Genomic DNA, 26,156 nt, shown 5'->3' on the forward strand with positions numbered 1-26,156 from the left:
ATTTAATGGAGAAAAACAAAAAGATAGATAGATTATTGATAATAAAGAGAATCATCATATGTGTATTTATAGTTATTTCCTTTAAAATATTATATATGACTATTTTTAGACATGACTATTATAAAGAATTAGCTGAAAATAAGACATATAAGGAATTACCTATAAAAGCTCCAAGGGGAGAAATAAGAGATAGATATGGACGTCTAATTGCAGGAAATAAAAATTTATTTACTGTACAAGTATCTGCAGATGGTATAAGCAAAAAAGGCGCAGATGGTAAGCCTATGGCTAATGAAATATCATTAGACATAATTAATCTTTTAGAGTCTAATAAAGAGCAATATATAGATGAATTCCCTATATACTTTAAAAATGGTAAATTCTATTATACGTTTGATGATAAAATAGATAAATACAAAGAAGAAGAAGGTATACCAAAAGAATTAAATGCTAAAGAAAGTTTCTACTTTATTGTAGATAAGCTAATTAGTGAAGGTGTACTTACGAAAGAAGATAGAAATTTAGACCCTAGTAAGCTACAAAAAAAGCTTAATGAAAATGGAGAATATCCTCCTATACTTGTAAGTAAATGGATGTTTACTGAAGAAAAGAATAAAAAAGATTGGTTAGAAAGCTATAAAATAAAAAATCCTGATATTAGTGCTAAAAATGCATTTAGAGATATTAGAAATGACTATAAGATAGACCCTAAGCTAAGTAATACGGACGCTAGAAAAATACTTATAGTTAGAGACCTTATAAAATCTCAAGGTTATTCTAGATATAATCCAGTTACCATTGCAAAAGATATAAATCAAAATACAATATCTCAAATTGAGGAAAAAGGAATGGAACTTCCAGGGGTATCTGTGGCAGTAGAGCCAGTTAGATATTACCCAGAAACAAATTTAGCTTCTCACATAATAGGTCATATGGGTAAAATGCCATATAATCAAGAAGAGAAATATCTAAATCCTGAAAAAGAAGGTAAAAAGTACTCAAAGGGAGATACAGTAGGTATAACTGGTGTTGAAAAGAGTTATGAAGAGAAGCTTAAAGGTGTTGATGGGCATAAAAAAGTTCAAGTAGATGCACTAGGTAGAGTAACAAAAGAACTAGATGTACAAGAACCGCAATCAGGAGATACTGTATATCTAAGTATAGATAAAGACCTACAAGAAGTAGCTCAAGATGTATTAAAGAGAACTATAGATGTAGCTAGAACAGCAGGAACTTTCAAAAGTCCTTTTGGAAATAAAAGTTTTTCACAAGCTGCACCTCGTGCAAATTCAGGAGCTGTAGTAGCTATAGATGTAAAAACTGGGGATGTATTAGCTATGGCTAGTTATCCAGATTACGATCCTAATAAATTTGTAAATGGTATATCTTATGAAGACTATGAAAAATTACAACCTAAAAATAAAAATGATGTACTAGCACCTAACGCTCAAGTAAACTTAGCTACTCAAGGGGTATTCCAACCAGGTTCTACATTTAAAATGGTTACAGGTATGGCAGCTATAGATAATGGAATGAATCCAAATTACACAATAAATGATCCAGGTGTTATAATGCTTGGAAATAGACCATTTGCCGATTATGTATGGCATAAGTCAAGAAGTAATCATGGAGCAACAAATTTATACAAAGCTATACAAGAATCATGTAATATCTACTTCTACACAATTGGTAGTGGTGAAAATAGAGTAGGTGGGAAAGACCCTAATGTAAAAATAGGTCCAAATGATACTCTTAAATATGCTAAATTATTTGGATTAGATGATTATACAGGTCTTAATGACGAAATAGATGAAAAAAAGGGTAGTGTACCAAGTATAGAAACTAAATTAAAATCAGCTAAAGCTTTACTTAGAACATTTTTAGAGAAAGAAATGAAAAATAAGTTTACTGATATAACTAAGGAAAAGAATGAAGCTGAGTATGAAAAAAGAATAGATGAAATTGTTAGTTGGGCAGACGAACCAACTACAGTCACTAGAGGTGAAGCTATTGAAAGGCTTGCTAAGTTAAATGTTAAAGAAAAAGACATAGAGCCTTTAGCTGATGAAATAGTGTTTAATCACTTAAAATTTGCTAAATGGAGTATAGCAGATACATTTAACTTATCTATAGGACAAGGTGAGAATCAATATACGCCAGCTCAAATGGCAAGATATACTGCAGCCATAGCAAATGGTGGTGATTTAGTTGATTTATCAGTTATAAATAGAGTTGTACCTAGTGATTATAAATCTGTTGATATTGATGAAAATAAAAAAGAAAAGATACCATTTAAAAATAGTGAAAATCTAAAGCATATAACTGAAGGTATGAAGAGAGTTACGACTTCAAGTTCTGTTAAGAGTTTATTTAAGAACTTCCCTGTTAGTGTAGCAGCAAAAACAGGAACAGCTGAAAAAAGTGGTAAGATACCTACAGAAAATGAGGTTGATTATTTAAAAAGCCATATGGGATCTTATGGAGTGGCTTTAGATCAAGCGCTAAGTCTTGCGGAAACTCTTAAAGAGGGAAGAGAGCAAGAGTTATCAGAGGAAAGAGAAAAAGAGTTAAAAGAAGAGCTAAAATCTAAAGATATAACTGAAGAAAGAAAGAAAGAAATAGAAGAAGAATTAAAAGAAGGTGTAAGCGTTAAATTAGATAAAAATGATGATAAAATAAACGCTGCATACCTAAGAAAAGCTATAAAACAATTAAACCCTAAAATAACAGATAAAGAAATAGATAGATACAAAGCAGATTATGATTCTTTTGCATGGAGTGTAGGGTTTGCACCAGCAGATGATCCAGAGATAGCAGTTGTATGTATGATACCTCAAGGTGATTCAAGTACTTATGCAATGTTACCTGTAAGAGAGTTAATAGGAACATATCTTGGATTGACAGATGATTATTTAGCAGCTAATAAAGGTACTGCTAAGAAAGAAGAAAGTAGTAATAAATCGAATAATGATGATATAAATTTTGCTTCTCAGATGAAAAAATAAGAGGAAAAAAATATTTTTTGAAGAATATATAAAAATGATACATTACTCTGGAGGTTGTTATGTCTTTTAAAGAGTTTAGTACCAGAGAACTTGTGGAGTTCAAGGGTAGCAAAAGAGGGATAATTGTAAATATAAAGAAAGAAGCCTCTTTTGAAGAAATAAAACAAAGTATAATAAACAGGCTAGAGTCATCAGTAGGATTTTTTAATGGAGCTAAAATATGTGAGATTAATTGCGATTGTTTAAGTGATATACAAATTTTAGAGATAAAAGAACACATATCATCAAGGTTTGATGTTGAATTTATTGATGATGAGTATAAAAAAGAAAAGTATGAATTTAAAACAAAATATGTCAATAATCTAAGATCTGGTGAAAACATAGAGTTTGATGGAGATGTAGTAGTTATGAATGATATGAAATCAGGATCACAAGTAAGCTCAAAGTCAAATGTAGTAGTTATGGGAAATGTAGATCCAGGTGCAAGAATAGTAGCTAATGGAAATGTTATAATAATGGGAAGTGTTAAGGGGTTTGTCCATGCAGGTTCAGATGGAAATGAAAGTGCTTATGTAGTAGCTAACCACCTAGATGCTAGAATATTACAAATAGCAAATAATATAGCTGAAGCTCCAGAAGATGAGTTTTTTGAAGGAAAAACAATTAATCCAGAAATAGCTTTTGTAAGCGATGGAACTATAGTCATAGAAAACTATTCAAATAAAGTTTAAAAATAAGTATTAATCCATAGGGGGTAGTAACATGAGTGAAGTTATTGTCATAACGTCTGGTAAAGGCGGAGTAGGAAAGACTACTACCGCAGCAAACTTAGGAACTGCTTTAAGTTTGGAAAATAAAAAAGTAGTTATAGTAGACGCAGATATTGGTCTTAGAAATTTAGATGTAGTAATGGGACTTGAAAATAGAATTGTTTATGATATTGTTGATGTTGTAGAGGGAACATGTAGATTAAAACAAGCTTTAATCAAAGATAAAAGATTTGAAAATTTATATTTACTTCCAGCAGCTCAAACAAGAGATAAAAATGCAGTATCTGTTGAGCAAATGCATGATTTATGCCAAAAACTTAGAGAAACATTTGATTATGTATTAATAGATTGCCCTGCCGGTATAGAACAAGGATTTAAAAACGCCATAGCAGGAGCAGACAGAGCGATAGTAGTAACTAATCCGGAAGTTTCTGCAGTAAGAGATGCAGATAGAATAATAGGATTATTAGAAGCCAATGAGATAAAAACTATAGAATTAGTGATAAATAGAATAAGACACGATATGGTAAGACGTGGAGACATGATGGACAAGCAGGACATAATAGAAATATTGGCTATAAAGCTATTAGGATTAGTTCCAGATGATGAAAGTATAATTGTATCTACAAATAAAGGTGAACCTGCAATACTTGATTCAAAATCATTAGCAGGACAAGCTTACAAAAATATAACACAAAGAATATTAGGTAATGATGTACCTATACTAGAAATAGAAGCAGAAAGTGGATTTTTTAGCAAAATAAAGAAGATGTTTGGTATGGCTAAGTAGCAAAGGGGGGAGTATATTCATGTTAGACTTATTTAAAGTTTTTTCAAATGAATCTAAAACTAGTAAATCAGTAGCAAAAGAAAGATTAAAGTTAGTTTTAGTGCATGATAGAGCGGATTGTTCTCCAAAGTTTTTAGAGCTTATAAAGACAGATATACTTAAAGTAATAGCGAATTATGCTGAAATAGAAGAAGATGGACTGGAAATTAAAATGTCTAAAACCAGAGGAGAAGATGATGATATGCCAGTATCTGCATTAATCGCTAATATACCACTAAAGAATTTAAAGGATAGAAATATATAATAGACTAAATGGGGGATTGTTAAGTCCCCCATATTTTAATATACTAAATATAAGACAAAAGACATTAGGAAGTTGGTGAAAATGTGATTGAATATAAGTCAACCGTTAAGTTAATAAAACAACTAGACTGGAAGCTAATAGCTACTGTTTTAGCAATATTTGGATTTGGATTAGTTGTATTAAGTAGCGCAACTCATGCCCATATGACTGGAGATTATCTACAGATATACAAACAAGGATTAGGTTTTTGCCTAGGTATGGTTATGGTCATTGGAATATTATTAATAGACTATAATTTTTTAGGAAAGTACTATAAGGCTTTATATATAGTTAGTTTAATTTTACTGGCTATAGTATTAATACCAGTAATTGGTGCGTCAAGAGGAGGAGCTAGATCTTGGTTAAATTTAGGTCCTTTAGATTTTCAAACTTCAGAAATAGTTAAGTTTACATTTATATTAAGCTATGCAAAGATAGTAGAATCAAAAAAAGGTAAACTTAATAATTTAAAGGAGATAATACCTGTTGTGATGTATGCAGTTCCTTTTATAGGATTATTATTTGCTCAGCCAGACTTAGGTACAGCTATAGTATTTAGTTGTATAATAGGTGGAATGTTGTTTACAGCAGGGCTTGATATGAAACTGATAAAAAGAGTTATAATAGGTGTTTTAGTAGCAGCACCACTTATGTATATGGTAATGGCGCCGCATCAAAAGGAAAGAATAGATGCTTTCTTACATCCTGATGATCCAACTAAAAAGGGTAATTATCAGGTTATGCAGTCAATGATAGCTATAGGGTCAGGAGGAGTAACAGGTAAAGGACTATACGGTGGTACACAAAGCCAGGAGGATTTCTTACCTGTTCAGGAAAGTGACTTCATATTTGCAGTCATAGGAGAAGAACTAGGAGCTATAGGTATGATAGCTGTTTTAGTTTTATATGCAATATTCTTGATACGAATGCTTATTATAGCAAAAGAAGCAAAAGATTTTTATGGAACCTTAATTGTAGTTGGGGTTATGAGTATGTTTGCATACCAGATAATACAAAATATTGGTATGACAGTAGCTTTAATACCGGTTACAGGGGTAACATTACCATTCATAAGTTATGGAGGAAGTTCACTTTTAACATCTTTAGCAAACTTAGGACTGGTACTAAATGTATGTATGAGAAGAAAGAAAATTAACTTTTAGATAAAGTCAAAATATAAACGGGAGGGAATATGAATATAGCATTAATAGCACATGATGAAATGAAAAATACAATGGTAGGATTTTGTATAGGATATGAAGAAATTCTTAAAAAGTATAAGGTGTATGCAACTGGAACAACTGGAAAAATAATAATGGATGCTACAGATATTAATATAACTAGGTTAGCTTCAGGACCTTTAGGAGGAGATCAGCAAATAGGATCATTAGTAGTTTCTCAAGATATAGATTTAGTGATCTTTCTAAGAGATCCTCTTACATCTCAAGCTCATGAGCCGGATATACAAGCCTTAATTAGATTGTGTGATGTATATCATGTACCAGTAGCTACAAATTTAGCATCAGCAGAGATTTTTATAAAAGCTTTAGATAGGGGAGAGCTTTCTTGGAGAGAAGTTAGAAAAACTAAAAGTCAAAGAGTATAAAAATAAGCACCTAATATTAGGTGCTTATTTTTATACTCTTTTAATATGAAGAAGTTTATTAATTTTTGTAAGTAACTAAGAAAGTACCTCATATATGAGGTACTTTAATATATTATTATTTAACTAATTTAGCAAATTCTTTACCGTAGTTAACACATTCTTGACAAGTTTCTTCTGAAGGGAAGAATTTCTTTTTCATAGTAGGAACTGGCATTTTGAAAGCCATAGCCTTTAATAAGTTTTCAGCCATAGTTATACCTTCTCCACTCCATCCGTAAGAACCAAATACACCAGCTATTTTTCCTTGGTTAGCCATAGGGTCTATAGTAGAGAATAAATCCCACATAGGTTTAACCATAGTTCTGTTTATAGTTGGAGAACCTAATAATATTACTTTAGACATAACTACTGCATCATGCATTTCTTTTAAATCAAGTTCTTCTAAATCATAAAGTTTAACTTCAGCACCTTCTTCAACTAATCCTTTTTCTATGTTTTTAGCCATTTCTAAAGTATTAGTGTAAGCTGATAAGTAGAATATTGCAACTTGATTTTGGTTTGTAGTATTAACAACTTCAGTTGACCAATCTAAATATCTCTTAACTGCCGCCATTGGATCTTTAGTAAGCATAGGACCATGAGAAGTTAATATTGTATCAAAGTCTATTTTAAGTTCAACAACTTTATTTATAGCACTTAAAACATGCTTAGCAAATGGTTTAACTATACAATCATAGTAGTGCTTAGCTGATTTTAAGTAATCTTCACTTTCTACAGCATCAGGATCTACACTTGCAAAGTGACATCCGAAAGCATCGCAAGTGAATAAAGTTTTATCTTCTTCAACATAAGTAAACATTGTATCAGCCCAATGTAAGAATGGAGCTGTTATGAACTTAAGATTTCTCTTACCTATGTTTAAAGTTTCTCCATCTTTTATAACGTGGCACTTAAAAGGTCTATTTACTTGTTCAGCTAAGTAAGTTTTAGCAACAGCTGTACAGTAAACTTCCACATCAGGGTTTATATCTAATATATATTTTAAGCAACCAGCATGATCTGGTTCTGTATGATGTATAACTACATAATCTATGTCTTTTATATCAGTAACTTCTGATACGTTTTTTAAAAACTCGTCCTTAAAGTTTGGTTTTACAGTATCGAATAATACAGTTTTTTCATCTTTTATAACATAACAGTTATAAGTAGTACCAAATTCTGTTTCCATTATAATATCAAATACTTTTAAATCTTTATCTACAACACCTGTAAAGTAAATATCTTTTTTTACTTCAAATACATTACTCATTATAAATCCTCCTAAAAACATTATATAAAGATTATACCCATATAAATTACATTAAAACAATTTAATTTTAAATTAAATGTAAAAAATAAATAACTTATGTACTTTAGGCAGCTATTTATTTGATACCTACTATTATTGTAACAAAAAATACTTTTTATAAAAGGTATAAATTAGATTTTTTTTATTAATTATAAAATATAGGCACAATGTTTTAATATACTAATTTTAAAAACTTAAAACTATATAAAATAATTAATAATATTTTGATAGATAATGCTATATCGTGTATAATAATACTTATGCTTATAAACAATAAACTTATTTGGAGGTTTTAACATAAATGAATAAAGTAGACTTAAAAAGAATTTTAAAAAAAGTTGAAAAGCCTGCTAGATATCTTGGAAATGAAATAAATTCAATTCATAAAGATACAACAAATGAAAATTTAATAAGATATGCACATTGTTTCCCAGACTTATATGAAGTAGGAATGAGTCACTTAGGAAGTCATATATTATATGATGTTATAAATAAGGATGAAGAAGTATTTTGCGAAAGGGTATATGCTCCAGCTGTAGATATGGAAGCGATGATGAGGGAAAAAAATATACCATTATTTGCTCTAGAATCAAGAGAACCTATAACAAATTTTGATTTTGTTACATTTACGCTTCAATATGAACTTTCTTACACTAATATATTGAATATGTTAGATTTAGCTAATATACCATTATTAAGAGAAGAAAGAAAGCTAGATGATCCATTTATATTAGTAGGTGGACCATGTGCTTACAATCCAGAGCCTTTAGCTGATTTTGTTGACATAGTAATATTAGGTGAGGGTGAAGAAGTAAACCCAGAAGTTATAAATGCCTATAAAGAATGGAAAAAAAATAAAACAACTAGAGAAGACTTTTTACAAAAGATATCTACAATAGAAGGGGTTTATATACCAAGCTTCTATGATGTTTCATACAATGAAGATGGAACTGTCAAAGAAGTAGTACCAAATAGAGAAGGTGTACCTCAAAAACCAAGAAAAAGAATAATAAAAAATATGGAAGAAGTTCCATATCCAGAAAAATTAATAGTTCCTTTTATAGAAACTGTTCATAACAGAATAGTACTTGAACTGTTTAGAGGGTGTACAAGAGGATGTAGATTCTGCCAAGCAGGTATGATATATAGACCAATAAGAGAAAAAAGTGTAGCGAGATTAAAAGAATTACTAGAAAAACTAGTTAAAAACACTGGATATGATGAAATATCATTATCTTCGTTAAGTACTAGTGACTATAGTGAATTAGCAGAGCTTACTGATTATTTAGTTGATGAATATACTCCTAAAAATATAGGAATATCTCTACCATCATTAAGACTTGATAATTTCTCTATGGAGATAGCAGAAAAAATACAACAAGTAAGAAAGTCAGGACTTACATTTGCTCCAGAAGCAGGAACACAAAGATTAAGAGATGTTATAAATAAAGGTGTAAGCGAACAAGACTTAGAAAATGCAACTAGAAAAGCATTTGAAATGGGATGGAATAGTGTTAAATTATACTTCATGATAGGTCTTCCAACAGAAACTTATGATGATTTAGATGGAATAGCAAAACTTGCTTATGATGTAATCGATACTTACAGAGATGTAAATGGTGGAAAGTTAAGAAGAGCATTTGGTGTTACAGTAAGTACATCTACATTTGTACCTAAGCCATTTACACCATTCCAATGGCATGGACAAGATACAACAGAAACAGTTATAGAAAAGCAAAGATATTTAGTTAAAAAATTAAAAAATGGAAATATAAAATATAACTACCATGATTCAAAAACTAGTTTAATGGAAGCTGTTGTAGCTAGAGGAGATAGAAAAATAGGTAAAGTTATATATGATGCTTTCAAAATGGGTGCCAAATTTGATGGTTGGTCAGAACACTTTAATTTAGATACTTGGAAAGAAGCTATGGCTAAAAATAACTTAGAAATAGCATTTTATGCTAATAGAGAGAGAGAATATGAAGAAGTATTCCCTTGGGACCATATAGACGTTGGAGTTTCTAAGAAATTCTTAGTTAGAGAAAATGAAAAAGCTAAACAAGACACAGTTACAGTAGATTGTAGACATAAATGTAATGGTTGTGGAATAAATGCACATGAAATAGGAAGGGGGCTTTGTTAATGGAAAACAAAATAATAAGAACTAAATTTAACAAAGAAGGAGATATGATATATATATCGCATCTTGATTTGCAAAAACTTTTACAAAGAGCCTTTAGAAGAGCTGAAATAGATTTAGCACATTCTCAAGGATACAATCCCCATCCAAAAATAAGTTACGGAAATGCTTTAGCTCTAGGTACAGAAAGTCAAGGAGAGTATGTAGACGTTGAAATAGAAGGTGATATAACTGTAGATGAGTATTTATCTAGAATGAATGAACAATTACCAGAAGGTATAAAATTTATACAAGCTGAGGAAATAACTAAACAAACTCCATCATTATCATCTACTATAGAGTATGGAGAATATGTATTTACTATAGAAACAGAAAAAATATTAACTAAAGAGTTCATAAAAAATCAAATATTAGATTTTATGGCTCAAAAAGAAATAATGATAACTAAGAGAAATAAAAAAGGTAAGTTAGTAGAGTCAGATATAAGACCTATGATAAAATTATTTGATTTATTAGATGCAGAAGATAATAAAATAATTTTAGAAGCTACAATAGCGACAGGATCTAAGGCTAACTTAAATACTTCTATATTTATACCAAAAATATTAGAAATGTTAGAATTAGAAATGGACCCATTAGATGTAGATATATTAAGAAGAGACTTATATGTAGTGAAAGATGGACAATTAGTAAGTCCTATGTAAAAAAAGGTGGATTTATCCACCTTTTTTAGTAGTTAAAAAGATTATTGATTTATTAGGAGTGAAGTATGAAGGATATAATAATAGAATCTCTTATATCATCTGAGAAAGTGGCTGTACTTGAAGACAATAAATTAAGTGAGGTATATATAGAGGACAATAAAAATAACAAAAAAGTCTCTAATATATATAGAGGTATAGTAAAAAAAGTATTGCCAGGAATAGAAGCATGTTTTGTAGACATAGGTTTCGATAGACTTGCATACCTTCAATTAAAAAAAGAAGACAATATAAAAGCAGGGCAAGAAATAATGGTTCAAGTAAATAAAGAAGAGATAGGAAATAAAGGAGCCAAATTAAATCTTGAAATAAGTTTATCTGGAAGATATATAGTTTATATACCGTCAAATGATAGAATAACTATGTCTAACAAAATAACAGATGAGAAAGAAAGATTTAGATTAAAAAAACTAGCTAAATCAATTATTAAAGACAATACAGGTATAATTATAAGAACAGAAGCAGTAGGATGTAGCTTAGAAGATTTAAAAGAGGACATAGAAAACTTAAAAAGTCAATATGAGTTAATCTTAAAAGAGTTTAAATTAGGAATAGGACCTAAGCTACTTTATAAATCATTGGATTTTGCAAGTAAATACATTAAAGATTATATAAGTGAAGATTTAGGTAAAATAGTTACAAATGATGAAAAAAAGTATAATGAATTAAAAGAACTATTAAAATCTATAGATAAAAAATATGTAGGCAAAATTATATTAGAAAAAAATAAAGATGTATTTGATATATACAATGTAAATTCTCAAATACAAAAATGTCTTAATAAAAAAGTATGGTTAAGTAGTGGTGGATACTTAATAATAGAAAAAACTGAAGCTTTAACGGTTATAGATGTAAATACGGGAAAAAATATAGGCAATATAAAACTAAGAGACACAATATATAAAACTAATTTAGAAGCAGCTATAGAAATAGCTAGACAAATAAAAATTAGAGATATATCTGGAATAATTATAATTGATTTTATAGATATGGAAAAAGAAAGTCAAAAAAGAGAACTTATAAAGGTACTAGAAGAAGAATTAAGTAAAGATAAAAGAAAATCTAAGGTATTAGGGATGACAAAATTAGGTTTAGTTGAGATAGCAAGAAGAAGAGAAAAAGACCCTATATATAATTATTATTTAGATGAGTGCAATTTATGCAAGGGCGACTCTTTTGTTATATCTACCAAAACTATAATAGATAATATAGAAAAAGAAACTATGAGAATTAAAGAACATACATCATATAACAATATAACAATTGAAATTAATAAAAAAGTATATGAAGATATAAATAAAAATTTTGAGGATATAATTAAAAGTATAAGTAAAAAATATAGTATAAATCTTGAGTTAAAAGGTTTACCTGAAATTAATATAGAAAAAGTGAATATAATTTATAATAGTTAGTTGACAAATGTATAATAACGTAGTAATATTAATAAATGTAATGCCGCACAGAACAGGTTTAAAACTTCTTACTGAAGTACCTGTATGGCGAGTTTGAGACCGAGGAGGTGTATTTAATGTACGCTATAGTTAAAACAGGTGGAAAGCAATATAAAGTTGCTGAAGGTGATGTATTATTCGTTGAAAAGTTAGAAGCTAACGAAGGTGATGTGGTTACTTTAAACGAAGTATTAGCTTGCACTAAAGACGGAGAGTTAGTAGTTGGAGCTCCAGTTGTTGAAGGTGCTTCTGTTCAAGCAAAAGTTGTTGAGCAAGGTAAAGCTAAGAAAGTTGTAGTTTACAAGTACAAAGCTAAGAAAGACTACAGAAGAAAGCAAGGACATCGTCAACCATACACTAAGATAGTTGTTGAAAAAATAAACGCTTAATTAGTGAATAGTAATGATTAAAGTTAAATATTATTACAACGATGATTTCTTAATGAAAGGCTTTTGTCTAAAAGGTCATGCTGATTTCGCTGAAATAGGCTATGATATAGTATGTTCTGCAGTAACATCTAATGCAATTGCAGTCATAAATTCTTTAGACAAGCTTGTTAAAGTTGAATTTGAAAAGGTAGTAGGTCAAGAAGGTCATATAGAGTGTATAGTTAAAGATAAACATCTAAATGATTCTCAACTATTATTAAATCATTTTCAATTAGCTATTGAAGGAATTAAAAGGGAATATCCCAAAAACATAAAAATCTTAAAAAAGTAGGGGGTGACTCCAAATGTTAAACATGAACTTACAGTTACTTGCATCTAAGAAAGGGGTAGGATCTTCTAAGAACGGTAGAGATTCTATATCTAAGAGATTAGGTGTTAAGAGATTTGACGGACAAGTAGTTACTGCTGGTAGTATAATAGTAAGACAAAGAGGAACTAAGATACATCCAGGAACTAACGTAGGTAAAGGTGGAGATGACACTTTATTTGCATTAGTTGACGGTGCTGTTAAATTCGAAAGAAAAGATAAGAAGAGAAAGAAAGTAAGTGTATACCCAGTATCTATAGCTGAGTAATACTTAAAAAAGGAGTGTTAATGCACTCCTTTTTCTTGTAGATAGATATTTTACTGATTAAAGTCAGTTAAATCGGGAAAAATAATCAAAAAGACCCTAATTAAATTAATTGAAGGTCGATCAAGTAGGTGATTAATTTGTTTATAGATAGAGCGAGAATTTTTATTAAGGCCGGGAACGGTGGTAACGGATCGGTATCTTTTAGAAGAGAAAAATATGTTCCAGCTGGTGGACCAGATGGAGGAGACGGTGGACGCGGTGCAAGTGTTATATTTGAAGTTGACTTAGGTCTTAGAACATTAATGGATTTCAAATATCAGAGAAAATATGCTGCAGAAAACGGTGGAGACGGAAGTAAAAAAAGAAAAGCAGGTAAAAATGGAGAGGATTTAATTCTTAAAGTTCCTGCAGGTACTGTAGTTAGAGATGAAGCTACAGGACTTATATTAGCGGATTTAAAAGAAGAGGGAGATAGAGCTGTAATAGCTAAAGGTGGTAGAGGTGGAAAAGGGAACCAACACTTTGGTAACTCAGTAAGACAAGCTCCAGCTTTTGCTAAATCTGGTACAGATGGAGAAGAAAGATGGGTAACTCTTGAGCTTAAAATGATAGCTGATGTTGGGTTACTAGGATTCCCTAACGTAGGAAAATCTACTTTTTTATCAGTAGTTACTAAGGCTAAGCCCAAAATAGCAAACTATCACTTTACAACATTAACACCAAACTTAGGTGTTGTTCAAACTAAATTTGGTGATAGTTTTGTGTTAGCAGATATACCAGGTCTTATAGAGGGAGCTGCTGAAGGGGTTGGTCTTGGACACGACTTCTTAAGACATGTTGAAAGAACTAAAGTATTAATACATATAGTTGATATATCAGGACTAGAAGGTAGAGATGCATTAGAAGATTTTGATAAGATAAATGATGAACTTAAGTTATACAATGAAAAATTATCAACTAGACCACAAATTGTTGTTGCTAATAAAATAGATATACTTGAAGATGAAAGTGTATTTGAAGAATTTAAAAACAACTTAGAAGGCAGAGGGTATAAAGTATTTAAAATGTCTGCTGCTACTAGAGAGGGTGTAGATGATGTAATAGCATATGTTTCTGAGATACTAAGAGATGTTGAAGAAATAGAGTTATTCACAGAAGAAGAAATGTATAAGCCAGAACTTGATAATACAGAAGAAGAAGGTTTAAACATAGAAATAGAAGACGGAGTGTATGTTGTTACTGGTAAGGCACTAAGAAGAATAATGTACTCTGTTAACTTTGATGATATGGAATCTATCCAATATTTCCAAAAGGCTATGGAAGGCGAAGGTGTTTTTGATAGACTAAGAGAGATGGGAATAGAAGATGGAGATACTGTTAGAATATATGAATTAGAATTTGAATTCTACAATTAAAAATTAAGAGGTGACAAAATGTTAAAAGGTAAGCAAAGAGCATACTTAAGATCAATAGCTAACACTTTAAAGCCTGTTACTCAAATAGGTAAAGATGGTGTTACAGAGAGTTTCTTAGAACAATTAGATGATATGTTAAGAGTTAGAGAAATAGTTAAAGTAACTATACTTGATAATGCAGGATTAGATGCTAAAGAAACTGCTAATGCTGTATGTGAAGCTTTAAGAGCGGAATTTGTACAAGCTATAGGATATAAATTTACAATATATAGAAAAAATCAAGAAGAACCAAAGATATTCTTCCCAGGTCAAGAACCAGCTAAACCAAAGGTTAAGCCAGAAAATATGACTAAAAAAGGAAAGCCTACTAAAAAGGCATTTAGAAAATAAGTTAGTAAAATAACCATCTATTTTAGATGGTTATTTTTTATAAAAAAGATTTTATATTATAATGAAGTATATAGATTTTTACAAAAAATAATGTTAATATAATAACTAAGAATGGTATAAAAAGTAAGGCAAAATACTAACTTAATTATAAAATATAAAATGACTGCAATTTAGGAGGCAAAAATGAGAGTTATAATAATTGGTGCAGTTGCAGCTGGAATGAGTGCGGCTGCAAAACTTAAAAGAATTAAACCAGATTATGAAGTTGTGGTATATGAAAAGGGAGAAGTTGTATCATTTGGAGCTTGTGGATTGCCATATTTTGTTGGAGGATTTTTTGATGACCCTAACAATATGATAGCAAGAAGTCCAGAAAAGTTTAGAGAGACTGGAATAGACTTAAATATACATCATGAAGTAGTAAAAGTAGATGCAATAAATAAAAAGGTTATAGTTAAAAACTTAGAAACTGGTGTAGAATTTGAAGATTCTTACGACAAGTTAATGGTAGCAACAGGTGCATATAGTGTAATACCACCTATAAAGAATGTACAGTTAGAAAACGTATCTACATTAAAGAGCATGGCAGATGGAATAAAAGTAAAAGAATTATTAAATAAAGAAGAAAATAAAGATGTAGTTATAATAGGGGCTGGATTTATAGGTCTAGAAGCTGTTGAAGCTGCTAAAAAATTAGGTAAAAATGTAACAGTAATTCAATCAACAAGTAGAATACTTGAGAATGTATTTGATAAAGAAATGACTGATGTTTTAGAAGAGGAAATTAAAAAACATAATGTTGATTTAAGATTAGAAGAACTTGCAGCAGAACTTGTTGGACAAACTAAAGTAGAAAAAGTTATAACTAATAAAGGTGAAATAAAAGCTGACGTAGTTATAATAGCTACTGGAGTTAGACCAGCTACTGATTTTATAAAAGATACAGGTATAAATATGTTACCTAATGGAGCAATAATAGTTGATGAATATGGAAAATCTTCTATAGAAGATATATATGCAGCTGGAGATTGTGCTACTATAAAAAATATAGTAAGCGGACAAGATTCTTATGTTCCATTAGCGACAGGAGCCAATAAATTAGGAAGAATAGTTGGAGAAAATTTAGCTGGAGCTAATAATAAGTTCCAAGGTTCTTTAGGATCAAGTTGTATTAAAGTTATGGACATGGAAGCAGGTTCTACAGGACTTACAGAAGTACAAGCACAAAAGCTTGGATTAGACTTTAAAGTTAAGTTTATATCTGATTTTAACCAAACTAATTACTACCCAGGTAGAAATAAGATATATGTCAAGTTAGTATATGATGCAAAAACAAAGGTTATATTAGGGGGACAAGTTGTTGGATTTAAAGATGCAGTTCAAAGAACTAATGTAATAGCAACAGCAGTATTTGCTAAATTAACAACTAATCAATTAGGTATGTTAGATTTATGTTATGCACCTCCATTTGCTAGAACTTGGGATGTACTAAACGTAGCAGGAAATGTGGCTAAATAGTAACTTAATATCGATAAATGATTAAAAATAGGTTATTAGGTATGCTTATTATGCTTAATAACCTATTTTTAATGTAATATTAATATAATACGTTTTGATAATTAATCTTTAAAGTTTAAATTAAAGCTTAATCTATCTTCTCCTATAATTGTATTTTTAAAAATACTAGTAGCATTATTTAAATATATATATGGGTCTTCAAGAGAAGGGCTAAAATGAGTTAAAATAAGCTTGTCTACATTTCCTAATCTAGCAAGGTTTGCAGCTTCTCTAAAGGTCATATGATGATTTTTAACAGCTTTTGAAATATCCATATCATCACCATACATACCCTCACATACAAACAAATTACTATCCTTTATAAATTCTGGTATAGATAGTAAAGGTCTAGTATCTGTAATAAAACTAACTTTAATTCCCTTTCTATTATCTCCTAGCACCATAGAAGGAGTATATTCTACCTCGTTATATACAATATTTTTTCCAGATTGAAGTTTTTGCCAAAGTATAATAGGAACATTATTACTAATTGCCTTTTCTTTATTAAATTTAGGCCTTCTCTTAAAATATAAACTATATCCGAGACATTCTCTAGAATGGTCAAGTTCCATAGTTGAGATTTCAATGTCTTTTAATATATCATGGTCTAGGGAAAAAGTATTTTTAGGATTTTCTATAATATTTAATTTATAAGGTATGTATTCAATTAAAACCATAACAGCATTTATATATTCCTTTATACCAACTGGGCCAACTATAGTTAGGTCATCAGTACGGCCACTATTACCAATAGTAGATAAAAGGCCAGGTAATCCGTTAAAGTGATCCCCGTGTAAATGTGTTATAAGAATTAGATCGAGGTTTTTAAATCCGCAATTTTTCATTTTCATAGATATTTGAGTACCTTCACCACAATCTATTAATATTTTACTACCATTGTAATTTATAAAAAGAGAAGATAAATATCTATTAGGGGTAGGGAGATTCCCTCCGCATCCAAGTAAAATTAAATCAATCATTATAAACTCCTCATAAAATAGTTTTTATATAATTAATTACCCAGGAAATAGTATTTGCTGTAGCAAAAAGAAATATTTATAGATAAAAAATATATATTAATTTAAATAAAGTATAAACTTTAAGATTTATAGCAAAAAATGGATTATAAATTTATAATCCATTTTATCTAAGGCTATCTTGTCTATATAGTTGAATAAGATTATATATACCTATTCCTAGGCTTATAGCACCTATTAATATTCTTTTAACCTCGCTCAAAGTAAATCCTCCTAAAACTACATATCGTATTCATCAACGTTTAGTAATTTATTTAGTACACGTTTAATAATATCATAACTAAAGCCTTTATAAGCTAAATGTTGATAAATTTTTTGATATATTTTATGTTTATCGTCGTTTTTTATCCTATCATATCTTTTTTTGGCTAAATACATAGCATTTTCAAATTCTTTATCTTGATCTAAGCTAGATATAGCTTGCTCTATAGAATCTTTATCTATACCTTTGTTATATAGATTTTGTCTAATTTTATTTTTACCATATTTATTTAAATTAACATTTGTATTGACTATTTTTTGAGCTAAAATTTCATCATTTATAAAATTATTTTTTTGTAAAAATTCTATAACTAAATCAATAGTATCTTCTTCAAAGTCATTTGAAAGCTTTTCTCTTATTTTATTTTCTGATTGATCTGCTTTAGATAAAATATTTAGAGCTTTTGTTTTAGCTTTTATATACATCTCTTCTTTAAGTATAGATTTTAAGTCATTTTCATCTATAGCCATACCTTTTTTTAGACTGAATGTATATACTAATTCAGTAAATATAGCCATGAAAAATTCATTATTTACATAAATATTTACTCTGTCAGTATTCCTTTTTTGTGCCTCTATTTTAGTAATTATAGCCATATTTAAACTCCTTTATAATTATATAAATATAAGTATACACTAAAATATGATTTATAATCTTTAATATTATAAAAAAAATGATAAAATAATAGTATAAATATATAAAGGAGAGTAAAAATGATTACTAGTAATCTAGTTGAGAAAGCAGAGGAGATAAATAGGACAAAACTAGGAAAGTTTAACAAAACATATAAAGGTACAAAAGTTGGAATTATGGGGGGAACTTTTGATCCAATTCATTCTGCACATTTAGCAACTGCTGAATTTATTAGGGATAAATATAAACTAGATAAAATAATATTTATACCATCGGGCAATCCACCACATAAAAAAAATACCATTGTAAACAAATATGATAGATATGAAATGGTAAAGTTAGCAACCATGAGCAATGAAGATTTCATAGTATCAGATATGGAAATTATAAGAGATAAAAGAACTTATACCATAGATACGCTTAGGGATATGAAAAAAGAATACGACTCAATAGATATATATTTTATAACAGGGGCAGATGCAATTTGTGATATAGAAACTTGGAAAAATGTAGAAGAAAATTTTAGATTAGCAACATTTATAGCAGCTACAAGACCGGGCATAAGCAAAGCTAGTACTAAAGAAAAAATAAATGATTTAAGAAAAAAATATAGTGCAAATATTATAGAGGTATATGTACCATCTTTAGATATATCATCTACTTATATAAGAGAAAAATTAAAAAATAATGGATCTATAAGATATTTAGTACCAGAAGAAGTTAGAGAGTATATAGAATGTAAGAAACTATATAATAATGGAGATTAAAAATGAATTACAATGATATAAAAGATAAAGTAAGAAATATGTTACCAGAAAAAAGATATAGACATTCTGAGAATGTAGCCAATTGTGCAGTAAAACTTAGCGAAATTTACGGATATAATAAAGATATGGCTTATTTAGCAGGAATTGTTCATGATTGTGCAAAATACTTAAGTAATGAGGATGTCAAATTTTATGTTAAAAAATATGATATAAAACTAGATAAATTAGAAAAAAATAGTTTAGCATTGTCTCATAGTATAATAGGTTCATATATATGTAAATATGAATATAATATAGAAAATGAAGATGTTATAAGAGCTGTAAGATTTCATACTACAGGAAGAGAAAATATGTCACTTCTTGAAAAAATAATATATATAGCTGACTTAATAGAAGAAGATAGAAACTTTAATGGTGTGGAAAAATTAAGAGAACTTGTATATGGTGGCAATTTAGACGAAGCATTGTTGTTGTCTTTTAATAATACTATAAAATTTGTTATAGATAACAATCAAATGATACATGAAAAAACTATAAAAGCAAGAAACTATATGCTAGAGAATAGAAGCAATAAATAGTAATATATTTAAATCACAATTTATGATATAATATAAAAATATGTTTAATTTTAGAAAGGTAGGAAATAATATGACAGTAGAACAAATCACTAAGATTGCATATGATGCAATAGATGATAAGTTAGGTCAAGATATATCTATAATAAATATAGGAGCTGTTTCAAGTTTATGTGAATACTTCATAGTTGCAACAGCAGGATCTCAAAGACAAGTAAAGGCAATAGCTGATAATGTAGAAGATGAACTTACAAAGATTGGTATAGAACCAAGAGGAAAAGAAGGATACGAATCTCAAACTTGGATACTTTTAGATTATGGCGATATAATGGTTCATATATTTAATGAAGAAGATAGATCATTCTATAATCTAGAAAAATTATGGAAAGATGCTCCATATGTTGATGTTGACACATTAGCATAAAGGTGATAATATAAACTATTATAACTAAAAATAATTAAATAGACTAGAGTAGTAAAAGAATATGTTTTTTCAGAGAGCTAGTGGTAGGTGAAAACTAGTAAAATATACCTTTGAACTTGCTAGAAGTATCTATTTAGCCGTAGTTGGCATAAAAACTATCTAAGAGAGTCTATTTATAGACTAATTAGGGTGGTACCGCGAAAATATATCCTCGTCCCTAAACATTATGTTTAGAGACGGGGATTTTTTAATATTATAAAAATAATAGGAGGATTAAAATGAGTGTTTATAAGCCAAATGAAGTTGAAGCCAAATGGCAAAAAACTTGGGAAGAAAACAACCAATACAAAACAGATACAAATGATACAACAAAACCAAAATATTATGCATTAGAAATGTTCCCTTATCCATCAGGAAAATTACATATGGGTCATGTTAGAAACTACTCTATAGGTGATGTAGTAGCTAGATTTAAAAAAATGCAAGGATACAATGTACTTCATCCTATGGGATGGGATTCATTTGGACTTCCAGCGGAAAATGCAGCTATAAAGCATGGGATACATCCAGATAAATGGACTATGGAAAACATAGAAGATATGAGAAAGCAATTTAAGACATTAGGTCTTAGCTTTGACTGGGATAGAGAAGTAGCAACTTCTACACCAGAGTACTATAAATTTACACAAGAGATATTCTTAAAGTTCTTAGAACATGGATTAGCATATAAGAAAAAATCTTTTGTTAACTGGTGTCCATCTTGCGAAACAGTTCTTGCTAATGAACAAGTTGTTCAAGGTGCATGTGAAAGATGTGATTCTATCGTTATAAAGAAAGATCTAGAACAATGGTATTTCAAGACTACTCAATTTGCAGAAGAATTACTTCAAGACTTAGACACTTTAGATGGATGGCCTGAAAAAGTTAAAACAATGCAAAAGAACTGGATAGGAAAGAGTACTGGAGCTGAAATAACTTTTGATATAGATGGAAGTGATAAAACTATAACGGTATTTACAACTAGACCAGATACAGTTTATGGGGTTTCTTATATGGTTTTAGCTCCTGAACATGAGCTAGTAAAAGAATTAGTAGCAGGAACAGAATACGAAAAGGCTGTGGATGCTTTCGTGGCTAAAATGCATACTATGACTGAAATAGAAAGAACTTCAAGTGATGTAGAAAAAGAAGGATTATTTATAGGTAAGCACGTTATAAATCCTGTAAATGGAGAGAAAGTTCAGTTATGGATAGCTAACTATGTTCTTGCAGATTATGGAACAGGTGCAGTTATGGCAGTACCAGCTCATGATGAAAGAGATGGAGAATTTGCAGCTAAATATGAATTACCAGTAGTTGAAGTTATAAATGAAGAAAATATAATGGTAAACTCTGGTGAATTTAATGGAATGGAAGCTTCAAAAGCTTTTGAAGCTATAATTGAAAAAATAGAAGAAATGGGAAGAGGTAAGAAAACAGTTAATTATAGATTAAGAGACTGGTTACTTTCAAGACAAAGATATTGGGGATGTCCAATACCTGTAGTATACTGTGATGAATGTGGTATAGTTCCTGAAAAGAAAGAAAATTTACCTATATTATTACCTACAGATGTTGAATTTACAGGTAAAGGTGAATCTCCACTTACAACTTCAAAAACATTTATGGATGCTGCTTGTCCTTGTTGTGGAAAGCCAGCTAGAAGAGAAGTTGACACAATGGATACTTTCGTTGATTCTTCTTGGTATTATTTAAGATACATAGATCCTAAAAATACTGAAGAGCCATTTAATAAAGAAGCAGTTAACAATTGGATGCCAGTTGATCAGTATATAGGTGGAGTAGAACATGCAATCCTTCATCTTCTTTACTCAAGATTCTTTGTTAAAGCATTTAATGAAATGGGAATGTTAGATTTTAAAGAACCATTTAAGAACTTATTAACTCAAGGTATGGTTTTAAAAGATGGAGCTAAGATGAGTAAATCTAAAGGAAATGTTGTAGCACCATCAGAAATAATAAAAGAATACGGAGTAGATACGGCTAGATTATTCGTATTATTTGCTGCACCACCAGAAAGAGATTTAGAATGGTCAGATCAAGGTGTTGAAGGATGCTTTAGATTCTTAAATAGAGTATATAGACTAATAGATGAATTAGCAGATGTAGCTAAGAAGGATGTTTCTCTAGGTGAATTAACTAAAGAAGATAAGGCTATGAGATACACAATAAATGCAACTTTAAAGAAAGTTACAGAAGACCTTAATGAAAAGTTTGGATTTAATACTGCTATATCAGCATTAATGGAATTAGTAAATGAAATGTATAAATACAAAGAATTAGAAGCTAGAAATGATGCTGTTATAAAAGAAGGTGTAGATACAATAGTTACTATACTTTCACCATTTGCTCCTCATATTGGAGAAGAATTATGGGCAATGATAGGTAAAGAAGGAAGTATATTTGATATATCTTGGCCAGAATATGATGAAACTGCATTAGTTAAAGATGAAGTTGAAATAGTAGTTCAAATTAATGGAAAAGTTAGAGGAAAATTAAGTGTTGCTACTAATATATCTAGAGAGGATATGGAAAAAGTAGCAATGGAAGACGAAAAAATAAAAGCTTTAGTGGAAGGTAAAACTGTAGTTAAAGTTATAGCTGTTCCTAAGAAGTTAGTTAATATAGTTGTTAAATAGTTTTTAAGAGGTAGCTAAGCTACCTCTTTTTTACGCTTAGGGATAATATAAAAGAAATAAACTTATACAATAAAATACTAAATAAATTAAAATTATTTAAAAAAATTTTAAAATAAAATGATATAAAATATATAGTAAAATATAATGTATACAAGTTAAAAAAATAAGGTGTAACAAAGGTATACTCTTAATTAATAAAGGAGAAAATAGTAATTGTGTCACTTTTTTAGAAAAATTAAAAAATTATGAAATAGCGATTTCCTGTTGCATTTTGTAAAAAAAGAGTATAGAATAATAATTGTTAAAGGGTGATTACAAAAATTACTAATAAGAGGGAGACTTATACGATGACAAAAGTTACTTTACAAGATGTACAACAAGCTAGAGAAACTATAAAAGATATAGTTAAAAAAACAGATTTATTAGAAAGTGCTAAGCTAAGTGCTAAGACTGGGGCAAATGTTTTCTATAAGTGCGAAAACTTACAAAAAACAGGATCTTTTAAATTAAGAGGGGCTTGTAACAAAATAGCTAACTTAACTGATGAAGAGAAGGCAAACGGTGTTATAGCTTCAAGTGCAGGAAACCATGCACAAGGAGTTGCTTTAGGAGCAAAGATGACTGGAATAAAGGCAACAATAGTTATGCCAGCAACAGCACCACTTGCAAAGGTAACAGCGACTAAAGGATATGGAGCAGAAGTTGTTTTAAACGGAATAGTATATGATGATGCATATGCAAAAGCTGTTGAAATACAAAAAGAAACTGGAGCAACATTCTTACATCCATTTAATGATAAATATGTAATAGCAGGACAAGGAACAATAGCTCTTGAAATATTTGAGCAATTAGACAATAAAGTAGACACTATATTATGTCCAATCGGTGGAGGGGGAATAATAGCTGGTATAGCAGTAGCTGCTAAAGCTTTAAACCCAAATGTAAAAATTATAGGGGTTCAAACTTCTAACGTACCTTCAATGAAGGAATCTATGAAAAATGGTGAAGTAACTACAGCTTTCAATGATACTACAATAGCTGATGGTATAGCAGTTAAAACACCAGGAGATTTAACATTTGAAATAATAAAAGAATTAGTTGATGATGTTATAGTTGTAACTGAAGAAGAAATAGCACAAGGGATTTTATTCTTAATGGAAAATCAAAAAGTTATAGCAGAAGGTGCAGGGGCAGTAAGTACAGCAGCAATGGTAAGTGGAAAGTATGTTCCAGCTAAAGATGAAAACGTTGTTTGTGTAATATCTGGTGGTAACGTAGACGTTAACACTTTATATAGAGTTATAGGAACAGCATTAGCTACAGAAGGAAGAAGATACTCATTCAATACTGTAATACAAGATAAGCCAGGCGGACTTGCTGAATTAACTAAGATAATAAGTGAAAAAAATGGAAATATATTAGCAGCTAATATATCTAGATTAGCAATGGGAAGTACTCTAGGAAAACAATCTGCTGAGCTAGTTGTAGAAACTGTATCAGAAGATCATATAAAAGAAATAAAAGATGCAGTAACAAGTGCTGGATTTGATATAGTAGAAATGTAATTTTAAAAAATATACTAAAAGCAGGTGTTTACAAATAAAAATATAGTATATTTGTAACCCTGCTTAAAAAAATATGTGTACAAATATAAATATAGTAGTATAATAGTATCGAAAGACTAATACTAAATACATATAGTTAATGTATAAGGAGGAATTTAAAATGAAACACGAAGTAATACACACTAATAATGCTCCTAAAGCTATAGGACCATACTCACAAGCTGTTAAAGCTGGAAATATGTTATTTGTATCTGGACAAGTTCCTTTTGTACCAGAAACTATGGAAATAGTTGAAGGAGATGTTAAAGCTCAAGCAGCTCAATCACTAACAAACATAAAAGCTATATTAACAGAAGCTGGATATGACTTTGCAGATGTAGTTAAGACTACAGTATTTATAAAAGACATGAACGAATTCGCTCAAATAAATGAAGTTTATGCTGAATTCTTCGGTGAAAGCAAGCCTGCAAGAGCTTGTGTAGAAGTTGCAAGATTACCAAAAGATGTTAAAGTTGAAATAGAAGTAATAGCTGTAAAATAATATTTTACCAAAAATTACTAAAATGGCCAGATTAAATCTGGTCATTTTGTAATTTATAGGAAAGTTTGTTAAAAAAATGTTTAATTACAAAATAAAATTATATAGTCAAAAAAGTTTTTTTTGCTTTCCTTCTTGACAAAATATGACGAATTTAAATAAAATATTATCAATGGATTAAATTTTAAATTGAATTTTATGAGAAACTAGTTTATATACATTTATTTAAGGATATAAATATGTATATAAGATAGTTTTGGATAAATAATAATATTAAGCTATTTAAAATTAATACTAATATGCAATGCAATTAAAATCAAAAAATTTTAATTAAGACTTTTAGGAGAAAGAGGTAATACAATGGCTAAGGATTATAGTGTATTTGATGTCGTAGGACCAAACATGATAGGACCATCTAGTTCTCATACAGCAGGAGCAGCTAGACTAGGGAAAACTGCTTCGAAGATAGCAGGAAAACGTATAAAGGAAGTTAAATTCTTGTTACATGGTTCTTTTGCAGAAACATACAAAGGACATGGAACTGATAAAGCATTAGTAGGTGGGATATTAGGATTTGAGACTGATGATGCTAGAATAAAAGATTCTTTCAAATTAGCAGAAGAAGCTGGTATTAAGTTTGAATTTATCAAAACTGATTTAGGAGAAAACGTACATCCTAACACTGTTAAAATGGAAATGCTTTTAGAAGATGGATCAAAGTCAACTGTAATGGGTGCTTCTATAGGTGGAGGTAACATAAAACTTACAGAAATGGATGGATTAGCTCTTGATTTTAATGGTTCAAAGGCTGCAGTAGTACTAGAAATAAAAGATATCCCAGGTGCAGTATCGTTTGTAACAGGATTACTTGCTCATAACAATAAAAATATATCAACAATATCAACAAATAAGCCAGCTAAATCTGAGTTTACATTTGTTACTATAGAAACAGATGAAAAATTAGAACAAGATTTAGTTGAGCAATTAAGAAAGTTTGAAGTAATAGCTAAGGTTGTAGTTTTAGACAAATTCTAATGAGTAAGGAGAGACGAA

General features: G+C 29.7%; 25 protein-coding genes and 1 other annotated feature. Of the genes, 22 read left to right on the plus strand and 3 right to left on the minus strand.

The window, feature by feature from the left end; genetic code table 11:
- The first annotated feature begins 5 nt into the window (after nt 1–5).
- The 6 genes from I1959_RS00285 (at nt 6) to mgsA (ending at nt 6,514) form a co-directional block, all read left to right on the plus strand.
- Nucleotides 6–3,005 carry a penicillin-binding transpeptidase domain-containing protein gene (locus I1959_RS00285; RefSeq protein ID WP_092927259.1) on the plus strand — a complete coding sequence of 1,000 codons (3,000 nt, stop codon included), beginning with the start codon at nt 6–8 and terminating at the stop codon, nt 3,003–3,005.
- 59 nt (nt 3,006–3,064) lie between these two features.
- On the plus strand, nt 3,065–3,736 hold the full coding sequence (locus I1959_RS00290; protein ID WP_092927257.1) for a septum site-determining protein MinC: 672 nt from the start codon (nt 3,065–3,067) through the stop codon (nt 3,734–3,736).
- Between the two features lie 31 nt (nt 3,737–3,767).
- A complete protein-coding gene (minD, locus tag I1959_RS00295; RefSeq protein WP_092927255.1) occupies nt 3,768–4,565 on the plus strand; it encodes a septum site-determining protein MinD in 798 nt (265 codons plus the stop codon).
- A 19-nt stretch (nt 4,566–4,584) separates the two neighbouring features.
- Nucleotides 4,585–4,869 (plus strand): cell division topological specificity factor MinE, encoded by a 285-nt coding sequence (gene minE, locus I1959_RS00300; RefSeq protein WP_092927253.1) that lies wholly within the window; start codon nt 4,585–4,587, stop codon nt 4,867–4,869.
- An 83-nt stretch (nt 4,870–4,952) separates the two neighbouring features.
- Nucleotides 4,953–6,071, plus strand: coding sequence for a rod shape-determining protein RodA (gene rodA, locus I1959_RS00305; protein ID WP_195236816.1), 1,119 nt, complete (start codon nt 4,953–4,955; stop codon nt 6,069–6,071).
- 29 nt (nt 6,072–6,100) lie between these two features.
- Entirely contained in the window at nt 6,101–6,514 is a 414-nt protein-coding gene (gene mgsA, locus I1959_RS00310) for a methylglyoxal synthase (protein WP_166504898.1), read from the plus strand.
- A gap of 115 nt (nt 6,515–6,629) precedes the next feature.
- Here the strand turns inward: mgsA and I1959_RS00315 are convergent, their stop codons facing one another.
- A complete protein-coding gene (locus I1959_RS00315; protein ID WP_092927247.1) occupies nt 6,630–7,823 on the minus strand; it encodes an FprA family A-type flavoprotein in 1,194 nt (397 codons plus the stop codon).
- A 340-nt stretch (nt 7,824–8,163) separates the two neighbouring features.
- Between I1959_RS00315 and I1959_RS00320 the strand changes: the two genes are divergently transcribed.
- From I1959_RS00320 to I1959_RS00360, 9 genes are all read left to right on the plus strand, one after another.
- Nucleotides 8,164–10,008, plus strand: coding sequence for a TIGR03960 family B12-binding radical SAM protein (locus tag I1959_RS00320; protein ID WP_092927245.1), 1,845 nt, complete (start codon nt 8,164–8,166; stop codon nt 10,006–10,008).
- On the plus strand, nt 10,008–10,709 hold the full coding sequence (locus I1959_RS00325; protein ID WP_092927244.1) for a TIGR03936 family radical SAM-associated protein: 702 nt from the start codon (nt 10,008–10,010) through the stop codon (nt 10,707–10,709). The genes I1959_RS00320 and I1959_RS00325 overlap by 1 nt, the downstream gene beginning before the upstream one ends.
- Nucleotides 10,710–10,774: 65 nt before the next feature.
- On the plus strand, nt 10,775–12,178 hold the full coding sequence (locus I1959_RS00330) for an Rne/Rng family ribonuclease (protein ID WP_195236817.1): 1,404 nt from the start codon (nt 10,775–10,777) through the stop codon (nt 12,176–12,178).
- Nucleotides 12,179–12,294: 116 nt separating this feature from the next.
- A complete protein-coding gene (gene rplU, locus I1959_RS00335; protein ID WP_092927240.1) occupies nt 12,295–12,606 on the plus strand; it encodes a 50S ribosomal protein L21 in 312 nt (103 codons plus the stop codon).
- Between the two features lie 13 nt (nt 12,607–12,619).
- Complete coding sequence (locus tag I1959_RS00340) at nt 12,620–12,937, plus strand: ribosomal-processing cysteine protease Prp (RefSeq protein ID WP_092927238.1); 318 nt, start codon at nt 12,620–12,622, stop codon at nt 12,935–12,937.
- A 13-nt stretch (nt 12,938–12,950) separates the two neighbouring features.
- Entirely contained in the window at nt 12,951–13,241 is a 291-nt protein-coding gene (gene rpmA, locus I1959_RS00345) for a 50S ribosomal protein L27 (RefSeq protein WP_071121257.1), read from the plus strand.
- Between the two features lie 137 nt (nt 13,242–13,378).
- Complete coding sequence (obgE, locus tag I1959_RS00350) at nt 13,379–14,656, plus strand: GTPase ObgE (protein ID WP_092927236.1); 1,278 nt, start codon at nt 13,379–13,381, stop codon at nt 14,654–14,656.
- Between the two features lie 18 nt (nt 14,657–14,674).
- Nucleotides 14,675–15,046: a YhbY family RNA-binding protein gene (locus I1959_RS00355; RefSeq protein ID WP_092927234.1), complete on the plus strand. Its 372-nt coding sequence runs from the start codon at nt 14,675–14,677 to the stop codon at nt 15,044–15,046.
- Nucleotides 15,047–15,229: 183 nt separating this feature from the next.
- Complete coding sequence (locus I1959_RS00360; protein WP_092927233.1) at nt 15,230–16,564, plus strand: CoA-disulfide reductase; 1,335 nt, start codon at nt 15,230–15,232, stop codon at nt 16,562–16,564.
- A gap of 101 nt (nt 16,565–16,665) precedes the next feature.
- Here the strand turns inward: I1959_RS00360 and I1959_RS00365 are convergent, their stop codons facing one another.
- Both I1959_RS00365 and recX read right to left on the minus strand, forming a co-directional pair.
- Nucleotides 16,666–17,583 (minus strand): ribonuclease Z, encoded by a 918-nt coding sequence (locus I1959_RS00365; protein WP_092927231.1) that lies wholly within the window; start codon nt 17,581–17,583, stop codon nt 16,666–16,668.
- A 276-nt stretch (nt 17,584–17,859) separates the two neighbouring features.
- Entirely contained in the window at nt 17,860–18,498 is a 639-nt protein-coding gene (gene recX, locus I1959_RS00370; protein ID WP_092927229.1) for a recombination regulator RecX, read from the minus strand.
- A gap of 117 nt (nt 18,499–18,615) precedes the next feature.
- Here recX and nadD point away from each other — a divergent pair, with 117 nt between their 5' ends.
- From nadD to sdaAB, 7 genes are all read left to right on the plus strand, one after another.
- Complete coding sequence (gene nadD, locus I1959_RS00375; protein WP_092927227.1) at nt 18,616–19,302, plus strand: nicotinate-nucleotide adenylyltransferase; 687 nt, start codon at nt 18,616–18,618, stop codon at nt 19,300–19,302.
- A 2-nt stretch (nt 19,303–19,304) separates the two neighbouring features.
- Nucleotides 19,305–19,880 (plus strand): bis(5'-nucleosyl)-tetraphosphatase (symmetrical) YqeK, encoded by a 576-nt coding sequence (yqeK, locus tag I1959_RS00380; RefSeq protein WP_092927225.1) that lies wholly within the window; start codon nt 19,305–19,307, stop codon nt 19,878–19,880.
- A gap of 70 nt (nt 19,881–19,950) precedes the next feature.
- Nucleotides 19,951–20,301 (plus strand): ribosome silencing factor, encoded by a 351-nt coding sequence (rsfS, locus tag I1959_RS00385; RefSeq protein WP_092927223.1) that lies wholly within the window; start codon nt 19,951–19,953, stop codon nt 20,299–20,301.
- A 29-nt stretch (nt 20,302–20,330) separates the two neighbouring features.
- Nucleotides 20,331–20,523 (plus strand) — a binding site (T-box leader).
- A 56-nt stretch (nt 20,524–20,579) separates the two neighbouring features.
- On the plus strand, nt 20,580–23,000 hold the full coding sequence (leuS, locus tag I1959_RS00390; RefSeq protein ID WP_195236818.1) for a leucine--tRNA ligase: 2,421 nt from the start codon (nt 20,580–20,582) through the stop codon (nt 22,998–23,000).
- Between the two features lie 347 nt (nt 23,001–23,347).
- The gene (gene ilvA, locus I1959_RS00395) at nt 23,348–24,565 is read left to right on the plus strand and encodes a threonine ammonia-lyase (protein WP_092927219.1); all 1,218 of its coding nucleotides are present in this window, start codon (nt 23,348–23,350) and stop codon (nt 24,563–24,565) included.
- Nucleotides 24,566–24,725: 160 nt separating this feature from the next.
- Nucleotides 24,726–25,106, plus strand: a complete 381-nt coding sequence (locus I1959_RS00400; RefSeq protein WP_092927217.1) for a RidA family protein — start codon at nt 24,726–24,728, stop codon at nt 25,104–25,106.
- A 357-nt stretch (nt 25,107–25,463) separates the two neighbouring features.
- The gene (sdaAB, locus tag I1959_RS00405) at nt 25,464–26,138 is read left to right on the plus strand and encodes an L-serine ammonia-lyase, iron-sulfur-dependent subunit beta (protein ID WP_092927215.1); all 675 of its coding nucleotides are present in this window, start codon (nt 25,464–25,466) and stop codon (nt 26,136–26,138) included.
- The last annotated feature ends 18 nt before the right edge of the window (nt 26,139–26,156 follow it).

It is taken from the genome of Romboutsia sp. 1001285H_161024_C4 (genome assembly GCF_015550185.1).
GTDB lineage: Bacteria > Bacillota > Clostridia > Peptostreptococcales > Peptostreptococcaceae > Romboutsia_C > Romboutsia_C hominis.